This window comes from Microcoleus sp. w1-18aA5 (assembly GCF_036701705.1).
In the GTDB taxonomy this organism is placed as follows: domain Bacteria; phylum Cyanobacteriota; class Cyanobacteriia; order Cyanobacteriales; family Microcoleaceae; genus Microcoleus.
This window is the reverse complement of sequence record NZ_JAUPTE010000103.1, coordinates 1-19,918: the sequence shown is the minus strand read 5'-3', so window position 1 is coordinate 19,918 and position 19,918 is coordinate 1. Positions and strand designations below refer to the sequence as shown.

The following is a 19,918-nucleotide window of genomic DNA, read 5'->3' as shown; positions in this document are numbered from 1 at the left end:
AACCGGAGTCAAAATCCTCCAAAGGTTTACCCTACATACTCCGACGCCTTTTGTCAATGGGGGAACTTCAGTTTAACAATTACAAAAAAAAGGACACAGTATTACTATGTCCTTACCTCTGTATTGTAGGGACACAGCCATGCTGTGTCCCTAACCGTACCGATATCCCGATTAGGATTCTTGCCGTTTAGAACAAGAACAATTCAGAATTACCGGTCGGTCCCAAATTGACATCGACAGTAGCAAACAAACTGTTACCACCAACCGTAGAACCGTTGCTATCGTAATACAGTTTAGTAGACAAACCGTCGTAGATAGCCATGATGGACGGCCCGGTTAAAGTTGCTTCAAACACAGTTACATCAGACACTGTGCTGCTGTAAGCGTAGAAACTCGAAGCCAAGGACACTCCGGTGGTAAAGCCTGCAAAGCCAGTGCTGTCGAGGTTAATTACATCATCAGCAATGCTGTAATTGGTAATTAAGTCGCCGCCGTCAGCAGTAGTTCCGCTGAACACAAACACATCTAAACCAGCACCGCCGTTGAGAACATTGGTTCCCACACCACCTATTAAAGTGTCATTCCCGATGCCGCCGTTGAGAGTATCGCTACCGCCACCGCCGAAGAGGCTGTCATTACCATCGTCGCCGGAAATGCTGTCGTTACCCAAACCGCCGTCGAAAATGTCCGCACCGCTGCCGCCGCTGAAGATGTCAGCAAACTCAGTACCAGTGACGCTGTTATCAGCCGCATCTCCGGTAAATAAGACAGGAGATGTGAAGTTGTAACCGCCAGCACCAGAACCGAAATTGTTAAAGGCGACGGGGAAAGTGTTTCCAGCAGCAGTTAAATCCGCAACGCTACCTGAGTTGGTAGTAGTACCACTGGCAGAAGGTGCGATCGTACCTGTAAATACAAAGTCCGCCGTTCCCAGATTGCTAGCAGCAGTACCCAGATTCGCAATCAAGGTAGAACCACCGGCTACGGTACCGTTCGAGTCAAAATACAACACCGTTTCGTTCGACGCATTAGTAAAGGCGAAGAAACCAGCAGTTGTAGAATTGCCCAGGGCTGTAGCTTGTGCAGCTTCCAAAGAGGCATAACTGCCGCCTGTGAAAATCACGAACTCTTTGCCAGTAATGTCAGGAGTTGAACCGCTAACACCGTCAAAGTTAGTCGTAGTCAAATTGCCGAAAGCGCTCGCGCTAAACTCGAATTTGTCAGTTCCAGCAGTAAAGTCAGTAATCGTATCACCGCCTTCGCCTACTGCTTTGTAAACAAACAGATCCGCACCAGCACCGCCAGTCAGAACATCTGCACCAGAACCGCCGCTGAAGATGTCAGCAAACTCAGTACCAGTGACGCTGTTAGCACTGTCATTGCCGGTAAACAAGACAGGAGATGTGAAGTTGTAACCGCCAGCACCAGAACCGAAATTGTTAAAGGCGACGGGGAAAGTGTTTCCAGCAGCAGTTAAATCCGCAACGCTACCTGAGTTGGTAGTAGTACCACTGGCAGAAGGTGCGATCGTACCTGTAAATACAAAGTCCGCCGTTCCCAGATTGCTAGCAGCAGTACCCAGATTCGCAATCAAGGTAGAACCACCGGCTACGGTACCGTTCGAGTCAAAATACAACACCGTTTCGTTCGACGCATTAGTAAAGGCGAAGAAACCAGCAGTTGTAGAATTGCCCAGGGCTGTAGCTTGTGCAGCTTCCAAAGAGGCATAACTGCCGCCTGTGAAAATCACGAACTCTTTGCCAGTAATGTCAGGAGTTGAACCGCTAACACCGTCAAAGTTAGTCGTAGTCAAATTGCCGAAAGCGCTCGCGCTAAACTCGAATTTGTCTACCCCAACAGTAAAGTCGGAAATTTTGTCGCCGCCTTCTTTAGTTGTCCTGTAAACAAACAGATCCGCACCACTGCCACCGCTTAGGACATCCAAACCGAGGCCGCCGGTGATGGTATCGTTGCCGTCGCCGCCGTTGATGGTATCGTTAAAATTGCTGCCGACAATGTTGTCATCGCCTGCTAAAGCATTGAAATTAACTGGGACCGGAAAAGTGCCGAAATTGAAATTGTCAGGGCCAGCAGTACCGACAGGAATATTTAGTGGCGGGCCCGTGAAGACAAAGTTATTGACTGTCAGGCGAACGTCCACCGAGAAACTGGCCACAAGTTCAAAGCGCGCCCCAACACCATATACCAGCACCAAACGGCCGGTATCGGCATCTATAAACTGACAGAAAATAGGCACGTCTCCGTTGCCGCCCAACTCTGTAAACCGCGCTTGCAAAGTCGTGATGCTGCGAACAGTGATATCCGCGGTGAAGTCGAGAAAATTAGCGCCGCCGATCGAGCCAACAGTAGAAGTAGCAGTAATGTCCACTTTGGTCAAGATAGAAGCGTTGAGACTAAAAGCTGCGTTAGAGAACTCTAAAACATCGTCATCGACATTAAAGTCAGTAATAAAGTCAGCGTCTACAACTGTTTGAATCTCTTGGCGGGAAGTGCGGTAAATAAAGCGATCCTTTCCATTACCCCCAATTAGAATATTGGTTCCTAGGCCGCCTTCGATCTCATCATCATCATCGCCGCCTTGAATTTTGTCGTTGCCCAAGCCTCCTTTTAGTGTGTTTTTGCCTTTACCACCGATGATATCGTCATCATCCTCGCCGCCGTCGATATCGTCATCATCATCGCCACCTTTAACTTTGTCGTTGCCTTTGCCTGCTTTTATTTTGTTTTTGCCTAGGCTAACTTCGATATCATCATCGTCATCGCCGCTGTCGATATCGTCATCGCCATCGCCGCCTTTAATTGTGTCCTTGCCTTTGCCGCCGATGATTTTGTCTTTGCCTTTGCCGGCTGTAATGTTATCGTCACCATCGCTTCCTTCGATGTCGTTATCCAGCGTCGCAGAACCGACAATAACTTGAGGTGCTGTAGTGCCACCAAACTTAAAGACATTTTGCTCGACATTCAAGCTAAAACGCTGGCCAGTGGCAGATCTTCTGCCGTTGCTAACTTCAAAACCAAAACTAAGCGCACCGATAAAACCTACTGCCGCTTTGAATTTTACCAAGCCTGCGTTAATGTCTGCTTGAGAGAAGGTAGAACCGACTTGTGCTGGGACTCCATTCAACAATAGTTGGCCGGTTGTAGAATCGGGCAGCTCGGTTAGCTTGTAGACTATGCCGCCAGGACCTTGCTCGTCATCGCCAAACCGCAACAACTCAGAAGTAATAGTTTGCTCGCCTCCGCTGGAACCAGCAGTCAAGGGCTGATTAGCTCCCACTTGCGGAGGGTTAAAAACCGGAGTGGGAGTTTGAGTCGGAGTGGGAGTTTGAGTTGGAGTTTGAGTGGGAGTTTGAGGATTAACTCCCAAAAAGTCGGCCGCAGTGATCAGCGTTGCGTTGACATTCAACAATAGCGCCAAGGCGAAGTTATTGACCCGAATTTCGGTATTGACACCGATTTGTATAAATGTCAAGCTGCTAAAGTTCAAGTCGCCAAACAGCAGAAACTTGTCGCTGCCGTCCTCGAAGTCAGTGATGACTGCACTTGCCTCAGAGTTACTGTTACTCACGACATAAACGTCATCTCCAGCACCGCCGATACAGGTATGGTTGCCAGTACCGCCCATCAGCGTATCGTTGCCTTCGCCGCCCATCAGCGTATCGTCGCCGTCGCCGCCGCCGCTAACGCTGTCGTCGCCGTCGCCGCCGTCTGCCAGGTCATTGCCGTTGCCAGTCACGAGGGTATCGTTGCCAGCACCGCCCATCACGCTGTCGTCGCCGTCGCCGCCGCTAACGCTGTCGTCGCCGTCGTCGCCACTGCAAACGTCGCTGCCGCCACCGCCGATCACGGTATCGTTGCCGATGCCGCCGCTAACGCTGTCGTCGCCGTCGTCGCCACTGCAAACGTCGCTGCCTACACCGCCGCTAACGGTATCGTTGCCGTCGCCGCCGCTAACGTTGTCGTCGCCGTCGTCGCCACTGCAAACGTCGCTGCCTACACCGCCGCTAACGGTATCGTTATCTTTTCCGCCGTTAAGCGTATCGTTGCCTGTGCCGCCGCTAACGTTGTCCTTGCCTGTGTCGCCCCTGACGGCATCATTGCCTTCGCCGCCCTCACAATCGTCGTCGCCTTTGCCGCCATAGACGGTATCGCTGCCGGCGCCGCCGTCAACGTCATCATCTCCTTGGTTGCCGTGCACCAAGTCATCGCCGTCATCGCCTTCGCAGATGTCGTCGTCGCTGCCGCCCATCACGGTATCGTTATCTTTACCGCCGTTAAGGGTGTCCTTGCCTTTGCCGCCCATGACGGTATCACTGCCGAGATCGCCTCTTACTTCATCGTCGTCATCGCCGCCCTCGCAATCATCGTCATTTTTGCCGCCGTAGATTTTATTTTTTTTGCCACGGTTTCCTTTGATTTTGTCCTTGCCTTTTTTGCCGTATATCTCTTCCTGCTCGCCGGTGGCGACAATGAGGTCATCGTCATCGGTACCGACGACGGTTCGGCGGCGATCGATGCCGTTGTCATTTTCTAAGTCATCGTCATCGTCATCGTCATCATTACCTCCGATGGTCTGGAAATCGTTGTCATCATCTAAGTCATCTAAGTCATCTAAGTCATCGTCATCGTCATCGTCATCTAAGTCACCGTCATCATCATCATCTAAGCCATCGTCATCAGTACCTCCGATGGTCTGGAAATCATCATCATCGTCATCGTCATCGTCATCGTCATCATCATCATCGTCATCGCCCACACCTGTTGTGGAGGCGCCGTTAGACTGATTCAGAAATGTGGTAACGCCGTCGGTGTTTTCGGCGAGTGCTTGGTTAATTAAATCGTCTAACTCCTTATCGGAAAGTTTAGGGCTGTTGTTGCCTAAACCCTCGACAGGATTTTCTGTTTCATCTTTTTTAACTGGAAAAAGTGTTCCCTGTCCTTCTTCCAACGAAATTAGGTCGTCCATCGTTGATATTTCCCAAAAAATGGTAAGCTTCTTTGAATCAATTTATCAGCAAACAGGAGGCTGCAGAAGATTTTTTTTAACTTCATGCTTTCGCCTGCTAGAGGAGCTGGTTTCCTCATCTTTACTATTATAGATGCCACTTAAACGGCAAGGTTTTTTTCGCTGTGTTACGAGTTTTATATTCTGCAATTGCGTACCAAAATTAATTGATCCGCAACCTACACTGTAATTATTGCGCCGAAGCTCCGAGCATTTGAGATGTTCTCGGTATTTTCTACAGTAAGCTGCGCCGAAGGGCTCCTGATTGTAGATTTTCTACGTAATTTCTACAGTGAATTAGCTGAATTTAAACTCGCGACTGACAACTCCTAAATAACTCCCCAAAACCTGTATCCCCCAAATTTTACCCTTGCTTTTTTTCCGATCTAGGCTGGTGTATTGAACTTTGGTAACACTCCCAGCTTTGACAAATCCTTCCCTGACCTAGGATTTGAATCTCTTCACTAAACGACAGCACCCTCCTAATTTTAGTTCCCGATGATTAATTAGAAATTTAGATAATTCGCCCGGACAAATATTTGTTCTAATTTTTAGTTGCAGAATTTTCTCTCGATTCGAGGAAACCTCGCGAATTGAGAAAAAGTTTTTTTTTCGGCTCAACTAAGAGTTCTGCCAAAATATATCTATCTCAAGACAGGTTGCAAAATTTGCCAAAAAGTAATATAGGCGCAGAATTCGTTTTTGGTGACAGTTGCAAGCTTGATCGGCATTTTGAGCGAGAATGACCCACGGCGAGGCTGCGAAACCCAGTTGTTTTGTAAGCTTCGCTACCAAATCCAATAATTTTCCGAGAAACCGGCCTGATGAGGCGTAATCCTCTAGATGCCAAAAATGATGGTTGCTTGAGAGTACCGGAATAATTTGATTGCCATTGTATTGTTGAGAGTTCTTGGCTGCTGACGTTTATTTTTGCTGCTTAACTGTAACTAGATTAAGAGAGTTAAATTAAAAGTTTTCCATATCATAAAAGCGGTAAATTAGCAATAAGTTATGAGCAATTATCGATAGTCAACTATCAATTACCGATCGCCACTGAGGTCTTAAGGATGAGGGCGGGGGGCTTACGGATGAGAACCCAGGGCTGACCAATTAATTAATTGACACAAAATCAAGATTGCACATCGGGGGTTGGTGGTAGAGGATAAGCGGTAAAGACCGATCGACCGATCGCCCAAAAAAAAAAAATACTCAACTTTCCCTGCGATATTGCCCTGAAACCGGTTGGCGAGAGCCGAAGTAATTTTAATAAGAACTAGAGATCCGCCTGGTAAAGTGCCTCCAATTTAACTTTACTCAGCAATGAGAAACTCAAGTTCACGACGAATCTAAAGGGGTCTGTGGTAGAGGTGCAAAATGTTAAAGATAGCAAGATTGGAGAAAATTCGGCTTTCACCGAGGCACAGGGCAATCAAAACTAATAAACTGTTATTAAAGTACAACTTTTATATCCTCAAAGTGTTTGAACAAATATATATGACCTCAGCGATCGCCCGATCGGGGGAAGCGCATTCAGAAACTTTGATTCAAAGAGTAAAAATTATTTTGCCGTTCGCTATTGCTAGCCGCAAAAACGCAGGCAAATTCAGAATTAAGGCGGGAGGGCGCTAAATCCGTGAGCCAGGAATTTCAACTCTCAGTCACTCCCGTTGGGGACGACGAATATCTAGTGCGGACAGAAAGGGTTGCACCCGGTGTACCCTTAGCCGAACAACAAGTCCGCTGGCCGATCAATGAATGGCTTGCACTATCTTCTCAACTGATGAACGACCCGCTGGTGGGCTTGCTCCAAGGAAAAGCAGTACAGGGAAGCAGTTTTGCGGGTCGCGGCCTCTCCCGTTCGGGAAACAACTCAGCGCCGAATTTAGTAGCCCTGGGGCAACAATTATACAGCGGGCTGTTTCAAGGAAACTTGCGCGATAGCTGGACTTGCGCTCAAGGCATCGCCCAGCACCGCCGAGAAGTGCTGCAACTGCGACTCGGACTCAAAGGCCGACGCTTGCCACGACTGCCGTGGGAAGTTCTGCACGCCGGCGATCGCCCTTTGGCAACCGGCACAGATGTCGTGTTTTCTCGCTACCAACCAGGTACAAGTTTGTTCAAACAAACCCGGATACTGCCTAGTGGCGGGCCACTAAAAATTTTAATGGCGATCGCATCTCCGAGCGATCGAGACAGCTTGCAGCTCAAGCGAGAAGTGCTCCATTTGCAGCAAGAACTCCAAAACCGCACCGGTCATCCTCTCAAAAACAGCCCCCATTGCCCGGAAATTCAACTGACTATTCTCGAACAGCCCGATCGAGAACAACTTACCCAAGCCCTAGAACAAGGACACTACCAAGTCCTGCACTACGCAGGCCATAGCAACTTAGGTTCCAGAGGTGGCGAACTCTACCTAGTCAGCAGCCGCACCGGCTTAACCGAAACCTTGAGTGGCGACGACTTAGCTGGATTGCTCGTGAACAACGGTATTCAGATGGCCGTCTTCAACTCCTGCCGCGGCGCCTACGGCGACCCCTCAGACCTCGCGGACGACAGCCCGGAACGGAACTTAACCGAAGCTCTAGTGAAGCGGGGCATTCCGGCAGTGCTAGCAATGGCAGAAAGCATCCCCGACGATGTAGCCCTAACTCTGACGCGGTTGTTTTACCGCAACCTTAATCAAGGTTATCCAGTCGATCTCAGCCTGAGCCGGGCCAGAGCTGGGCTAATTTCTGCCTACGGTTCTCACCAGCTATACTGGGCTTTGCCGATTCTCTACCAGCACCCGGACTTTGACGGCTATTTGACCGGCGCCCCAGCCCACAGTGCGACATCAGGTTCTATGGTGCACATAATCGCGCCGGGAACGCAACCGGTGCTCGCGGGTACTGAATGGAAGGCCCCATCTTCGGTTTCGGCGATCGCCCAATACCCCCCAATCCCAGCCAATCGATCGCATGAGTCAGACAATTCTGACGGCGAAGTCTGGGAATACTTTCCCGACCAATTAAAAGATCGCAGGGATTGGGTTCACCAGAAAGATCGAGCCGATGCTACTAATTCACCGAACTCACCGACGGCTTTGCCGTCCTCTATTCCTAATTCTGAGTGTTCAGTGATCCAAGCAACTCGCGCCGCAGCACCGACTCAGAAACCGTTAACAAAACCGGGATCGAAAAAATTTGTCACCCTAATGCTTTGCTTGTTATCCGTTGCTTTGAGTGCTGGCTTTTTTGGGTGGCGGTACTCGAACCAGCGAGGCCCGAAACCAGAAGAGTTACTGCCGGCGGTACGAACTCCCCTGTCGCAAAATTACCTGCAACAACGTCACTAAAAGCGATCGCCCACTGCAATGCTTAATTGAGACCCTCTTGGCCTGGCTCCAAACTGGGTGGGGTTTTTGCTGGCCATTCGCGATCGGCCGCCGCTGGCAAAGTGATCGCAAGTATACTGCTCGATCGAATCTCCGACTTACATTCATCAAGCCGGTTTTTACCGAAAATAAGTAGCAGCCCAACCAAGCATCGAGGAAGAAACCGAGTTTCTCGTCGAGAGAGTAAGTCCGGGACTGCTTGATATATAATTGTCAGTCGATTGTAGATTTTAGACTTCGGGTTGAGCCCTGAGTCGAACGATTTGAGATTTTAGATTTACTCCACAGATGAATCTGGAAGCTTGAACAAGACTCTAAAATTGTGATCTCTCCACCACACGAGTCGGTGGGTTGTATGGGTTTTTGAGCGGGCTGATTCGGCAGCAGGAGCATTCGTCATTCGGCACAAGACAATAAAAGCCAGAGTTGCCACAATAAAGAACGTCCTCACCGTCAGCGCGCTTGCTATATTTCACAATAATTAATTATGGAAGCGGCTGTGAGTTTGACCGACAGCATCCAGGATACCCGCCACGTGATTCATCCGTGCAGAAATAAAAAACCTGTATCCGATAAATGAGTCCCCCAATTTATCCGTGGGGTCAAGGCTTCAATTCTTTAATCTAAAATCTCAAATCTAAAATCGATTGACGCACCCCTCCAGTTCGTGCATAAATTTTGAGAGTATGGCAGTTTACAGGCCACGACTCGAAACCAATACATTTCCATCGAAACTCCATGTCGGAACCGCTGCTAATTTGTAGTGCATCAAACATTTAAGCTGTTGTGCATTAAACTCGGTCTTTTTCAATTCCCCTGTGGAAATAACCTCAAATTCTCTGGCTTGGGGCCGGAGGGGGAAGATTTCGGCCAGTTCCCCCTAGAAATCTACTGATTCCTGGCGAAGTGTTAAGAGTCGCGAAGCAATCTCGCCCGATCAAAACTATTCCCCCTCTTAGTGGCTGCCCGATGTTTCTGCCGCCGCGCCTATTGAGTCGAGTTTTAGCTTAAACTTGTTCAACGAAGAGGTGAAATTTCCTTCAATTTTTACCGGATTGCCTTCCCCAGACTGCGTTCTGTGGAAGTTATATGCCCAACACCTTAATAGAAGATTGCTCGTTGGTATTTGGGGTTTTGAGGGGATTTCCAGCCAGAAAAATAGAATTTACAAGTAGCTGGCAGTGACATCGAGAACAAGTGCTGCCTCGTCTTGTTGAGGTAAAAGTTAACCCCGCGCCGGTAAATGCTTTCGGCAGATTTACAGTGGCTGCGTTCTAGGTATTTCCATTCATGGGTGTCTTATTTTGACCTTGACCGCAGACACAATCGGGGATTGGTGAATGCAGGGAACAGACTTTACTGTAAAAAAGTAAAACATTTAATTTGCGACAATAATTCCCCGCGCGATCGCAAGAGAGGCTTACACAAGGATTTGGGCCGCGAGGAGCAAATTGATCGCCCTTCGAGCATCCTTACTTGCACCCCCGGTCTTGAGGCCGCAGAAATTTCTCCAGAATCTTAATATTCAGAATTCTTAGTATTGACAGTGAAACAAAGTTAATCTAATGTGTTGTAATTGATATAAGTAAAGTCCAATAAGCGAGGTACGGTCAATGGCAGAAACAGCTACAGCACCCTTAACAGGAAAAGGTCTGCTTCAAAAAATCAAAGGCAGTGATTTGCCGCGCAGAGAACTTGCGAAGCTTTGCGGCTACTTCACAGTCAGCAAAAGTGGAGAAACCCGGATTAATCTGGCTGAGTTTTACGATGCAGTGTTAGCTGCTAAGGGCATTGAGCTAGAGAAGTCTAAAGCAGACGGACGCGGGCGAGAAGCGAGTTATCGAGCTAGCGTTCACAAGAATGGTTCGATCGTGATCGGAGCAAATTATACCCAAGAAATGGGATTAAAGCCGGGAGACGAGTTTGAAATTAAGCTCGGATACAAGCACATTCGCTTGATTCAGATCGATGTGGACAGACCGGATGTGGAATTGGATGATGAAGAGGAGGATACAGAAGAATAAAGGCGATTCCCTGCGGGATAGCTTCGCTTCACGCGATGCAGTCAGCCGATAGCAAGGCGACTGGATTAGGCATTCGCTATACGAGTATTTGCGCGCCACCCTTCGATTGAACTGATGAGCTGTCTTGACTATTTATATTTTCTCTTGTCTCGCAAAGACTACAGTGCCTCTGAACTTCGCAAAAAGGGGCAAGAGAAAGGTTTTGGCAATGAGGAAATATTGGAGGCGATCGCGCAAATTCAAGACCGCGGCTATCAGTCCGACACTCGCTTGGTGGCAAACTCGATCGCCTCTGGTGCAGGCAAATACGGGAAGTCGGCCATCAAGCGCAAGTGCCTGCAAAAAGGAATTACCAACGATTTGTTCGAGCAAGTCTGGGAAGAAGAAATTGCCGAAAATCAGGACTCCGAAGCAGAAAAACTGGCCGAATTAAAAGCCAAAGTCATGCGGAAATACAAGATAGATGCTTGGGGTAAAACCGATCCGAAAACCAAGGGCAAAGTCTTGAATTACCTGCAATACAGGGGATTTAATGCCTTTGAAATTTGGCGACAGTGGCAGGCGGAAGAAGAGGATGAGTAAATAGTAGGGCCAAGCAAATAGATGCGGTCCCGATAGGCAAGCACACCTACACTGCTGCCGACAGGGCTAAAGTGTAAGTCCTGAGTTTTTGTAACTTTATGTCAATCCTCAGCGTTGACTAACTAAGATTCGTACATCTGCCGGTGTCTGGCTAAAAGCTCGAGATATTTCTCGTTGATTTTGGCCAGCATCCATTTCTCTTGAAAAATGGCCGCGGATTCTGCTTTGACCGGATCTGCTTCTAGTGGCAAAATATCTTTTCTAGCTGCGGTTTGCTCTGCAACAGACTTCAGCTTTTGAGGGTTTTGCTGGTATTTTCGACCGCTTTTGTGGTTGGCGTAGCGACGCGATCGAGTATACCCCATCTGCAAGAACTTGCGGGCCATGTCGGCTCCCACAAAATCTTCGCGATCGAGATACTCTAAAAACATGCAGTAAATTTTGCTGCTGGACTCCCTGGCAATTTCAGGAGTCTTAAATCTCCAGAAAGGCAGAATTTCTCCTTTGTAGGGTTCAACCAACAGCACTCCCTGTTCTCCTTTGCCTACCCGATAAAGTTCCGGGTGCTGTCGAAAGTCGATGTTCTTAAAATCCGCATGGTAGTCAAACTGCTTCATCGGGCATTTTCTGTTGTATCTGGAACTATAGAAGCCCGAGGTTTACCTTCGTCTGGTTGGGTATAAACCCAGGCCCAAGCAATGAAGACAGCTTGAAAAGGCAGCCTCAACCAGTACAGTAATTGATTGTGGGGAATCCCTTCTATCGGAATGTTGTTGACGGCTTGATTGATATTAGCTGGAAACACGGCAATAAACAAGGCAATTAATCCCCACGCCGCCGCCCTGCTCACTGGAGGAACTAATAGCCCAATTCCGCCCAAAATCTCGAAAAAACCGCTGATATAAACCAAGGCTTCCGGGTAAGGAAGCTGGGGCGGCACAATTCTGATAAAAGGTGCGGGTACTGCAAAGTGCAGCACACCTACAATACTGATAGCTACTGCAAGAATAACTCGCCAAATTTCTTTTTGACTTTTCATGGGCAATGGGTAATTAATAATTGTTAAATTGCTGCGATAATGCTTGCCAAAATTTGCGATCTGCGATGGAGATGACAATAAAGCTGAGGCCCAAAAATTCCAGCTTTCCGGGTTTGTCTGCTCTTGGTGGTGGCTGTAACGATTTTATTTCGTAGAAAACCCAGGTTTCTGGGTAAATCCCAGACAAGTTTTCACAGCACCAAACTGGAGGAAGCGAGAACTGGAATCGAAGGCCTGGGCGTTGACTGCCAAAAACAGATAGCGCGCATTTTGATAACAAGATTTTAATGTCTAGTGCCCTGTTGCTGTCTCTATCTTCGGGTAGTGAAACATGATTTTTGTTCCGGCTTTGGCTTCATCAGCAGCCCAACCAGTGGGGGATTTTCTCGATCGACAAATGCACCACCGCTTAACATTAAATAAATCTTCGCCGCAATTGATGAGTGCGATTGCTGCTAAATTTGACCTAGCCTTCCAGGCGCTTCCCTACCCTACCCTACGGGAACCCCTACGGGGAACGGGAACCCTTGCGGGGAAAGAGATAGCTTTGCTACCGCCTACCTTGATGAGACTAATTAAGGCAAGTAATTTGTCAATAATTTTTATAATTATTTAATATTTGCGTTTTGAGAATTATTGGGAGAGGCAATTCGGGAATGCTCTGTAATTAAAATTACTATCTAAAGTTTGAATTTTGTCAACTTCCGACCGATGTTATAATGAATGAAATTATTGAATTTGCTAAAAAGTCGATCGTCCTAGCACATCCCCAACCATCCTGCTGGAATTGAAAATAGTCACCAACGGCAGGAACTTTTTACCCACCACATTATTCAAAAAGATTGAGCCTCCAAGCGCTGTGTCATTTTTATCTACACGCAATCAATCACCGACGACCATGAACACCTCAATAAACACCTCTAAATTTGGCATAAACCGGATGCTGCGACAATCGCTGTTGCTTGGCATCTTGTCAGCAGCAGCTTTAGCTAGCGGATGGGCGCCTGGTTTGTATGGACAATCTCCAAACCTTGTTTTCGGATCAGCAGCCCAAGCTCAAGATATTACCAGCGAGGAAATTACTAGCTACGCTCGTGCTGTCTTGGCAATAGAACCCAGACGGGTGGAAGCTTATAACGAAATTAAAAAAATGGCTGGGGGTTCGGTTCCCAGAGTAGTGTGCAACGAAACTCAGGAAATTAATAGGCTGTCTGGAAATTTTCGTGGCATTGCAGTGAATTATTGCCAACAAGCTAAAAAAGCTATCGAAACCTATGGTTTGACAGTTAGTCGCTTCAACCAGCTCACTTTGCTCCAGCAAGCTGATCCGGCAGTCAAACAGCGAATTCAAGCCGAGCTCCTGCGACTGCAACAAGCGGGCAATCAATAAGCTTGAGGATTTGAGTCTTTCTTCCTCTCCCGTTCTATTAGACTTCTCCATAAAAGCTTGTTCAGGGCAGGCAGGATGCCTAACCGCGAACTCCCCCCAACAATATATTGGAGATTTAAATTGTTCGAGTTCCTAGACGATAGGCAAAATTTTTTGAAAAAAAAGCGATCGCCTGCGATCAAGTGCTTGACAAAATAACATAAATTTGGTAATAAAGCCAGAACGGGAGCGGTCAGAGAGATGAATATTTTTCAACTGGCTGTAAATCGCAATGAGATATAGCGATCGCCAACACGATTAAGACGTTTTTAATTTCTGAAATATGAGCTCAAGAGTGGAACTTCAGTCTTCCTTATTCCTTTGGCTATAAAAAAGATATTCCTCAAAAACTAAATGTCAAGTGAATTGCTCTGAGGAATAGAATATAAAAATGCTAACTTTCACCAAACATTTGCCTGCAAATCCGGATGCTGTTGTCAGCTTTACTTTACCCATGACAGCGGACGATCGCACTCGCAGCCGCCACAGATTCGAGACAGAGACGGGGCAAAAGCTGCACCTGAATTTGCCCAGAGGTACAGTATTGCGCGATCGAGATTTATTGCAGTCGGAAGACGGTAGCTGTTTGGTACTGGTAAATGCAAAACCCGAACTGGTGCTGACAGTGCGGGCATCAAGTCCCCTGCTACTGATGCGGGCGGCTTATCATTTAGGAAACCGTCACGTAGCTTTAGAAATTGCCGATAATTATTTAAGACTTTCCCCCGACTCTGTGTTGCAGGGAATGCTAGAAAAAATGGGTTTGGAAGTAACAGAGGAAATTGTGCCGTTTCAGCCGGAAATGGGCGCTTATGGACACAGCCATTAGATTTTAGATTTTAGATTTTAGATTTTAGATTTACTCCCACCGATGAATCCGAGGGCTTATGACTAAATTGCTTTCGGCTATTGAAGAAGCAAGAAGTCAACAGTCAACAGTCAACAGTCAACAGTCAACAGTCAACAGTCAACAGTGAACAATCAACTTTTATCTTTGTTGCAGTTAGCTTTTGCACCTGTGGGAGCTTATAGTTATTCTGAGGGAATCGAAAGTCTGGTAGAAACCGGTGCGATCGACAGCGAGATTACTTTGAGGAATTGGTTAGAAAATTCGCTGCAATTCGGGGCTGTTCGAGTAGAAGCCGCGGTGGTGGTAAGGGCTTTGAGGGCGGCACAAATGGGGGATGTGACGGCTTTGAATTACTGGAATGCTTGGGCGACTGCTGCAAAGGAAACGGAAGAGTTGCGCTTGCAAAGTTGGCAAATGGGGCGGACTTTGGTCAGGTTGCTGCTGGATTTGCGTGAAGCGAAGCTATCCCGCAGGGAATCGCCCGTTGCTTCTAGGTTAACAACAAGTGTAAAAGATTTGGTGGAATTTGGTGGCAATCCGTGCAATTTTGCGATCGGCTTTGGCATTGCCGCCGCCAACTGGCAGATTGAAGAGGAAGCGGCCGTGTTAGGATATTTATACAGTTGGGCTGCAAATTTGGCGAGTGCGGGCGTGAAACTGATTCCCCTCGGTCAAACAGCCGGTCAACAGTTACTGTTAGATTTGCAGTCTCAAATTAGCTGTACGGCGCAAGAAGTTTTAAAATTAGAAGATGATGAGCTTGGCAGTTGCAGTTGGGGATTAGGACTGGCTAGCATGGCGCACGAAACTCAGTACACTCGGTTGTTTCGCAGTTGAAAATCTAAAATCTAAAATCTAAAATCTAAAATCGCTATGGGTGCTTTTCGTGTAGGAATTGCTGGGCCGGTTGGTTCGGGGAAAACAGCTTTACTGGATGCTTTGTGCAAGTCACTGCGACAGCACTACCAGATTGCTGTAGTTACCAATGATATCTATACTCAGGAAGATGCCCAGTTTTTGGTTCGGAGTCAAGCTTTAGAGAGCGATCGAATTTTGGGCGTAGAAACGGGAGGCTGTCCCCACACAGCCATCCGCGAAGATGCTTCCATTAACTTAGTAGCTATAGAAGAGTTAGAACACAAATTCACTGATTTAGATTTAGTGTTTGTAGAAAGCGGCGGCGATAACTTGGCGGCAACTTTTAGCCCGGAGTTAGTAGATTTAACAATTTATGTAATTGATGTGGCTGCGGGCGATAAAATCCCACGAAAAGGCGGGCCAGGAATTACTAAATCTGATATGTTGGTCATTAATAAAACAGACCTCGCCCCTTTTGTGGGAGCAGATTTGGGAGTGATGGAACGGGATGCGAAAAAAATGCGGGGGGAGAAACCTTTTGTTTTTACTAACTTGAAGACAAAGGAAGGATTAGAATCAGTAGTTAAATTTGTTAAGTTGAATATTGGTGATAATTAGGGATTAAGCGCGCGATCGTCCATTCCCAATGCTAAAATTCCCAAAATTTTACCCAAATTGGTAAGCAAAGTTTCGGTTGTCTCAACAAAAACCGCTTGTCCTTCGAGTTTTAAGAATTTCCACCTATCTCCTGTAGTGACAGCCCCATAAATTGTGGTAATCTCATTACCTTCGCGCTGGTTGAAGATTTTAGCTGCTAGCATTTCAGCTATGCACTGTCCCAATCCCGAATTAATGTTTTCCTTTTTAGCCTCTACAATAGCAATGACTGGGGCTTTTACAATCAACAATTCTGGCGATCGACTTATCAAAAAATCACAATTCCCATTCAGCCCTCTTTCAGCATCTACAGTAAAATCAATGCCAGAAAATAAGCTCACGCGATGGTGCAAAAGTTTTCTCACTTCCATTAAAATCGGCGCGATAATCAGTTCCGAACGCGATTTTTCTGTATTGCTACCGAGAGCTACAGGCAGATTTTCTTGCAAAGTTTCTGTCAGTAATCTGCTATACTCTAACTCGGGGGCAGGAGTGAAGATTTCCACTATTTCAGAATAAGCTAAGTCAAAGGTTTTCAAAACTCTGTCTAAATTAAAGTCACTGTATGCCATTTGACTTTCTCCTTATTACAAATTCTCGTTAAGCGAAGCTATCCCGAAGGGAATCGCCTATTTACTTTAACACTCCCTACCGTACTACCAATTCCCTGACCAAATTAGCCAAACGTTCTGTACTGTCTGTCACCGCTAATTGAGCAGCAGCTTTAGACATTTTTTCCAAATATTCGGAATCTCTTAACAAATACAACACTTTGCTTTGCAACACATCTGCTGTCAGTTCGCTTTGACGGAATACCACGGCGGCGCCGGCTTTAGCAAATACTTCCGCATTAAATCTTTGGTGGTCGTCAGCGGCGTGAGGAAAAGGAATTAAAATAGAAGGTACGCCCGTCACTGCTAATTCTGTCAGAGCACTCGCGCCCGATCGACTAATTGCTAAATTTGCTCGCTGCAACAAACTCGCCACATTGTCGTAAAATGGCATCGACAAATATTGCTCGTGTTTCAAACTCTCAGCATCCGGGTCATTATTTCCGGTGAGGTGAACTACCCAAGCACCGGCATCAAACCAAGCCGGAGCACACTCGCGCACTAACTTATTGACGGCGACAGCACCTTGAGAGCCGCCCATGACTAAAATTACAGGTACATTGTCAGGAATTGGCAAATTTAGAGGTTGGGGGGCGAGGAATTGCGATCGCACCGGTGTACCAGCAACAACGGTTTTGGCGCGGGGTAAATGCTGGGCTGCTGCTTCAAATCCGATCGCCACAGCAGTGCACAAAGGACTAAACCAGCGCGTCACCTTCCCCGGAATGGCATTAGATTCGTGGAGAATCACCGGCAAACCCAAAGAACGGGCCGCCAGAATTGCCGGTGCCGCGATGTAACCGCCGGTAGTAAACACTCCCTGAAAATTTCCCGCTTTGAGCAACTTCCGCACTTGAAGAATCGAACCGGCGAGTCCGCCCAAAATTCGCACAGTACCTAGTCCAAATCGCTGCTGAAAGCCTTCAACGGCGATCGTGTGGAGGGGGTAAAGGGATGAAACTAACTCGGTTTCCATGCGGTCTGGGACTCCTAGCCATTCGATCTGACAGTCGTTCAACTGACTAGCGGTGGCAATCGCGGGAAATAAATGTCCACCAGTGCCGCTAGCTGCAACTAACAAACGGAGGGGGGATTTTGTCAAGGTTTTTGTTTCTTTTACAAGTACAAGTTCCACAGGTCAATCGATTTTATATTTGAGGTTTTAGATTATTATGCTTATTATTCCGGCAGTTTCAGCTAATTTTCAATCAGCAATCTAAAATTAGATTGTAGATTGTGCCGTGTCCGTCCTTCCGTTGTCAGTTTTCGTTGCAGGCGAACAGTTGCCCGCGCCACGACTCCTGACAAATAACCAAATTATCACCTAATGCGTAATTTTTTGAATTTAGTGCCAAGTGTATCTCAGTATTTTTCCAGCCGTCGGAACGAAAAAGCCGATCCTCTTCGAGGGCTGCGCCAACGCGCGATCGTTTTTGGCTTTAACTGCGGGCAGTCGATCGCTCCAATGTTGTTATGTTTAACAGTGGCAAGTGCTGGCGTGCTGCATCCTAGTGCGGCAAGAGCGATCAGTGCGATCGCGGCGACTCCCCAAACGATCGCCCAAACCCCTGCAAATGCGCCTGCGCCACTCACAAAAGTGCTAACAGAAATTGACGCAGCGGCCAACCGGCGCGATGTCAAAGCAGTCATGGCATTTTACAGCCCGAATTTCACTCATTCTGACGGCTTAAACAGCCAAAGCATGGCCAAAGCTCTCACCGAACTCTGGGAGCGATATCCGAGTTTAAATTACCGCACCGAGATCAAATCTTGGAAAACCGAAGGTAGCGCGATTATTGCAGAAACCATAACTACAATTGCCGGCACTCAAAAAAAGGATGGCAGAGAATTAACTCTCAAAGCTACCATCCGTTCCCAACAGCGCTTTGAAAGTGAAAAAATAGTTAGTCAAGAGATTTTAGCAGAACAAACTCAGCTTACTTCTGGCCAAAGTCCTCCCACAATTCAAGTGAATTTGCCGGAGCAAGTTAAGGTGGGCGAAGAGTACCATTTTGATGCCATTGTGCGAGAGCCGATCGGCGATGATATTTTAATAGGGACTGTTTTGGAGGAACCCATTACCGAAAAAACCTTTTTTAATCCCTCAGAAGTTGAGCTGGAGTTGCTAAATTCCGGGGGAATTTTTAAAGTAGGTAAAGCTCCGGCTACGCCCCAAAATCGGTGGGTTTCAGCAGTTTTGATGCGACAAGGTGGAATTGCAACAGTTAGTGTGCGATTGCGGGTTGTCAAATAATAAAATAGGTGTTATGGGCATGGGGCATGGGGCATGGGTAATGGGTGATTGATGATTGGTGATTAGTAAGTGGTAAATGGTATAGCGGTTATTAGTCACACGAGGTACATATTTGAAGATAAAAAAAATCTCATTCAAGGAATTAAACATATAGCGGTTCTCAAGCGTGGTGAGGTATGCCCACGGAGGCCTATGCCCTATGCCCGTCGGGTACCTCATGTTACTGAGAAAGGCTATACCTCACTATAGCGAGAAAGGCTATAGCAAATAACAACTAACAAATAACAAAACTAACAAATAACCAATGACAGTCAACAGTCAACTAACAACTGACAAAAAATGATTTCTATCCAAAACCAAATTGTTTTCATTACAGGTGCGAGTAGCGGTATCGGAGCTGCCTGTGCCAAGATATTCGCCAAAGGTGGAGCCAAACTAATTTTAGCAGCCCGCCGTCTTGAAAAGCTCGATCTACTGGCAAACGAACTTGTAGAAACAAAATCGATTGCATCGGCGAACGAGATTTATTTGCTAGAATTGGACGTGCGCGATCGCACGCAAGTCGAATCGGCGATAACTGCGCTTCCCGATGCCTGGAAAAGCATCGATATTCTGATTAACAATGCGGGATTGAGCCGTGGTTTAGACAAACTGCACGAAGGCAACTTCCAAGATTGGGAAGAAATGATTGATACCAATGTTAAAGGCTTGCTTTACATGACTCGCGCGATCGTGCCGGGAATGGTAAGCCGAGACCGCGGCCACGTAGTGAATATCGGCTCAATAGCAGGCCGCCAAGCTTATCCGAAAGGTAATGTTTATTGCGCTTCCAAAGCAGCAGTGAGAGCTATTTCTGAAGGGTTGAAACAAGACCTTTTGGGAACACCTGTCCGAGTGACGGAAATAGAGCCCGGTTTGGTGGAAACAGAATTTAGCAATGTCCGGTTTCACGGCGATGCAGAAAAAGCAAAAAATGTCTATCAAGGATTGACACCGCTGACTGCTGACGATGTAGCCGATGTCGTGTATTTTTGCGCGACGCGATCGCCCCACGTCAATATTAGCGAAATCTTGCTAGTTCCGACAGACCAAGCGAGTGCAACTCTGGTTCACCGAAAAGAGTTGTGAGTTTTAGTGGTAAGGAATGAAAAATAAATAACTTAATGAATTACTCAGGTTGGGGTACGGCTCGATAATTCCATTTGGGCAAATATT

16 protein-coding genes are annotated in these 19,918 nt (G+C 47.1%); 11 read left to right on the top strand and 5 right to left on the bottom strand.

Going from position 1 to position 19,918, the window contains the following annotated elements; genetic code table 11:
- Positions 1 to 187: 187 nt before the first annotated feature.
- A complete protein-coding gene (locus Q5691_RS25075; protein ID WP_333347778.1) occupies positions 188 to 4,987 on the bottom strand; it encodes a cadherin-like domain-containing protein in 4,800 nt (1,599 codons plus the stop codon).
- A 1,413-nt stretch (positions 4,988 to 6,400) separates the two neighbouring features.
- On the opposite strand from Q5691_RS25075, the gene Q5691_RS25070 reads away from it, so the two are divergent.
- From Q5691_RS25070 to Q5691_RS25055, 4 genes are all read left to right on the top strand, one after another.
- The gene (locus Q5691_RS25070) at positions 6,401 to 6,655 is read left to right on the top strand and encodes a hypothetical protein (protein WP_333214334.1); all 255 of its coding nucleotides are present in this window, start codon (positions 6,401 to 6,403) and stop codon (positions 6,653 to 6,655) included.
- 4 nt (positions 6,656 to 6,659) lie between these two features.
- A complete protein-coding gene (locus Q5691_RS25065) occupies positions 6,660 to 8,360 on the top strand; it encodes a CHAT domain-containing protein (protein ID WP_333214336.1) in 1,701 nt (566 codons plus the stop codon).
- 1,652 nt (positions 8,361 to 10,012) lie between these two features.
- Positions 10,013 to 10,423, top strand: coding sequence for an AbrB family transcriptional regulator (locus tag Q5691_RS25060; protein ID WP_015177612.1), 411 nt, complete (start codon positions 10,013 to 10,015; stop codon positions 10,421 to 10,423).
- 114 nt (positions 10,424 to 10,537) lie between these two features.
- Positions 10,538 to 11,005, top strand: a complete 468-nt coding sequence (locus tag Q5691_RS25055) for a regulatory protein RecX (RefSeq protein WP_333311003.1) — start codon at positions 10,538 to 10,540, stop codon at positions 11,003 to 11,005.
- 122 nt (positions 11,006 to 11,127) lie between these two features.
- On the opposite strand, the gene Q5691_RS25050 is transcribed toward Q5691_RS25055, so the two are convergent.
- Positions 11,128 to 11,622, bottom strand: coding sequence for a DUF4385 domain-containing protein (locus Q5691_RS25050; protein WP_333347775.1), 495 nt, complete (start codon positions 11,620 to 11,622; stop codon positions 11,128 to 11,130).
- A complete protein-coding gene (locus tag Q5691_RS25045; protein WP_333214343.1) occupies positions 11,619 to 12,044 on the bottom strand; it encodes a DoxX family protein in 426 nt (141 codons plus the stop codon). Before Q5691_RS25045 ends, Q5691_RS25050 begins: the two co-directional genes overlap by 4 nt.
- Positions 12,045 to 12,375: 331 nt before the next feature.
- On the opposite strand from Q5691_RS25045, the gene Q5691_RS25040 reads away from it, so the two are divergent.
- The 5 genes from Q5691_RS25040 (at position 12,376) to ureG (ending at position 15,799) form a co-directional block, all read left to right on the top strand.
- Positions 12,376 to 12,660: a hypothetical protein gene (locus Q5691_RS25040; protein WP_333311008.1), complete on the top strand. Its 285-nt coding sequence runs from the start codon at positions 12,376 to 12,378 to the stop codon at positions 12,658 to 12,660.
- A 282-nt stretch (positions 12,661 to 12,942) separates the two neighbouring features.
- A complete protein-coding gene (locus tag Q5691_RS25035) occupies positions 12,943 to 13,434 on the top strand; it encodes a DUF4168 domain-containing protein (RefSeq protein WP_333214347.1) in 492 nt (163 codons plus the stop codon).
- A gap of 430 nt (positions 13,435 to 13,864) precedes the next feature.
- Positions 13,865 to 14,302, top strand: coding sequence for an urease accessory protein UreE (gene ureE, locus Q5691_RS25030; protein ID WP_333214349.1), 438 nt, complete (start codon positions 13,865 to 13,867; stop codon positions 14,300 to 14,302).
- Positions 14,303 to 14,446: 144 nt separating this feature from the next.
- The gene (locus tag Q5691_RS25025; RefSeq protein WP_333214379.1) at positions 14,447 to 15,160 is read left to right on the top strand and encodes an urease accessory protein UreF; all 714 of its coding nucleotides are present in this window, start codon (positions 14,447 to 14,449) and stop codon (positions 15,158 to 15,160) included.
- 36 nt (positions 15,161 to 15,196) lie between these two features.
- Positions 15,197 to 15,799 (top strand): urease accessory protein UreG, encoded by a 603-nt coding sequence (gene ureG / locus Q5691_RS25020; protein ID WP_333347771.1) that lies wholly within the window; start codon positions 15,197 to 15,199, stop codon positions 15,797 to 15,799.
- On the opposite strand, the gene Q5691_RS25015 is transcribed toward ureG, so the two are convergent.
- On the bottom strand, positions 15,796 to 16,410 hold the full coding sequence (locus Q5691_RS25015; RefSeq protein WP_333214353.1) for a hypothetical protein: 615 nt from the start codon (positions 16,408 to 16,410) through the stop codon (positions 15,796 to 15,798). The genes ureG and Q5691_RS25015 overlap by 4 nt on opposite strands.
- A gap of 76 nt (positions 16,411 to 16,486) precedes the next feature.
- Positions 16,487 to 17,551 carry an undecaprenyldiphospho-muramoylpentapeptide beta-N-acetylglucosaminyltransferase gene (gene murG / locus Q5691_RS25010; protein WP_333347768.1) on the bottom strand — a complete coding sequence of 355 codons (1,065 nt, stop codon included), beginning with the start codon at positions 17,549 to 17,551 and terminating at the stop codon, positions 16,487 to 16,489.
- Between the two features lie 225 nt (positions 17,552 to 17,776).
- Between murG and Q5691_RS25005 the strand changes: the two genes are divergently transcribed.
- Together Q5691_RS25005 and Q5691_RS25000 are read left to right on the top strand one after the other, a co-directional pair.
- Positions 17,777 to 18,703 (top strand): nuclear transport factor 2 family protein, encoded by a 927-nt coding sequence (locus tag Q5691_RS25005; protein WP_333214354.1) that lies wholly within the window; start codon positions 17,777 to 17,779, stop codon positions 18,701 to 18,703.
- Between the two features lie 339 nt (positions 18,704 to 19,042).
- Entirely contained in the window at positions 19,043 to 19,831 is a 789-nt protein-coding gene (locus Q5691_RS25000; RefSeq protein ID WP_333347765.1) for an SDR family oxidoreductase, read from the top strand.
- Positions 19,832 to 19,918: the final 87 nt, after the last annotated feature.

Coding starts and splice junctions, on each gene's coding strand:
- Q5691_RS25075 (WP_333347778.1), bottom strand. CDS start 4,987: ATGGACGACCTAATTTCGTTGGAAGAAGGACAGGGAACACTTTTTCCA.
- Q5691_RS25070 (WP_333214334.1), top strand. CDS start 6,401: ATGTTAAAGATAGCAAGATTGGAGAAAATTCGGCTTTCACCGAGGCAC.
- Q5691_RS25060 (WP_015177612.1), top strand. CDS start 10,013: ATGGCAGAAACAGCTACAGCACCCTTAACAGGAAAAGGTCTGCTTCAA.
- Q5691_RS25055 (WP_333311003.1), top strand. CDS start 10,538: ATGAGCTGTCTTGACTATTTATATTTTCTCTTGTCTCGCAAAGACTAC.
- Q5691_RS25050 (WP_333347775.1), bottom strand. CDS start 11,622: ATGAAGCAGTTTGACTACCATGCGGATTTTAAGAACATCGACTTTCGA.
- Q5691_RS25045 (WP_333214343.1), bottom strand. CDS start 12,044: ATGAAAAGTCAAAAAGAAATTTGGCGAGTTATTCTTGCAGTAGCTATC.
- Q5691_RS25040 (WP_333311008.1), top strand. CDS start 12,376: ATGATTTTTGTTCCGGCTTTGGCTTCATCAGCAGCCCAACCAGTGGGG.
- Q5691_RS25035 (WP_333214347.1), top strand. CDS start 12,943: ATGAACACCTCAATAAACACCTCTAAATTTGGCATAAACCGGATGCTG.
- ureE (WP_333214349.1), top strand. CDS start 13,865: ATGCTAACTTTCACCAAACATTTGCCTGCAAATCCGGATGCTGTTGTC.
- ureG (WP_333347771.1), top strand. CDS start 15,197: ATGGGTGCTTTTCGTGTAGGAATTGCTGGGCCGGTTGGTTCGGGGAAA.
- Q5691_RS25015 (WP_333214353.1), bottom strand. CDS start 16,410: ATGGCATACAGTGACTTTAATTTAGACAGAGTTTTGAAAACCTTTGAC.
- Q5691_RS25005 (WP_333214354.1), top strand. CDS start 17,777: ATGCGTAATTTTTTGAATTTAGTGCCAAGTGTATCTCAGTATTTTTCC.
- Q5691_RS25000 (WP_333347765.1), top strand. CDS start 19,043: ATGATTTCTATCCAAAACCAAATTGTTTTCATTACAGGTGCGAGTAGC.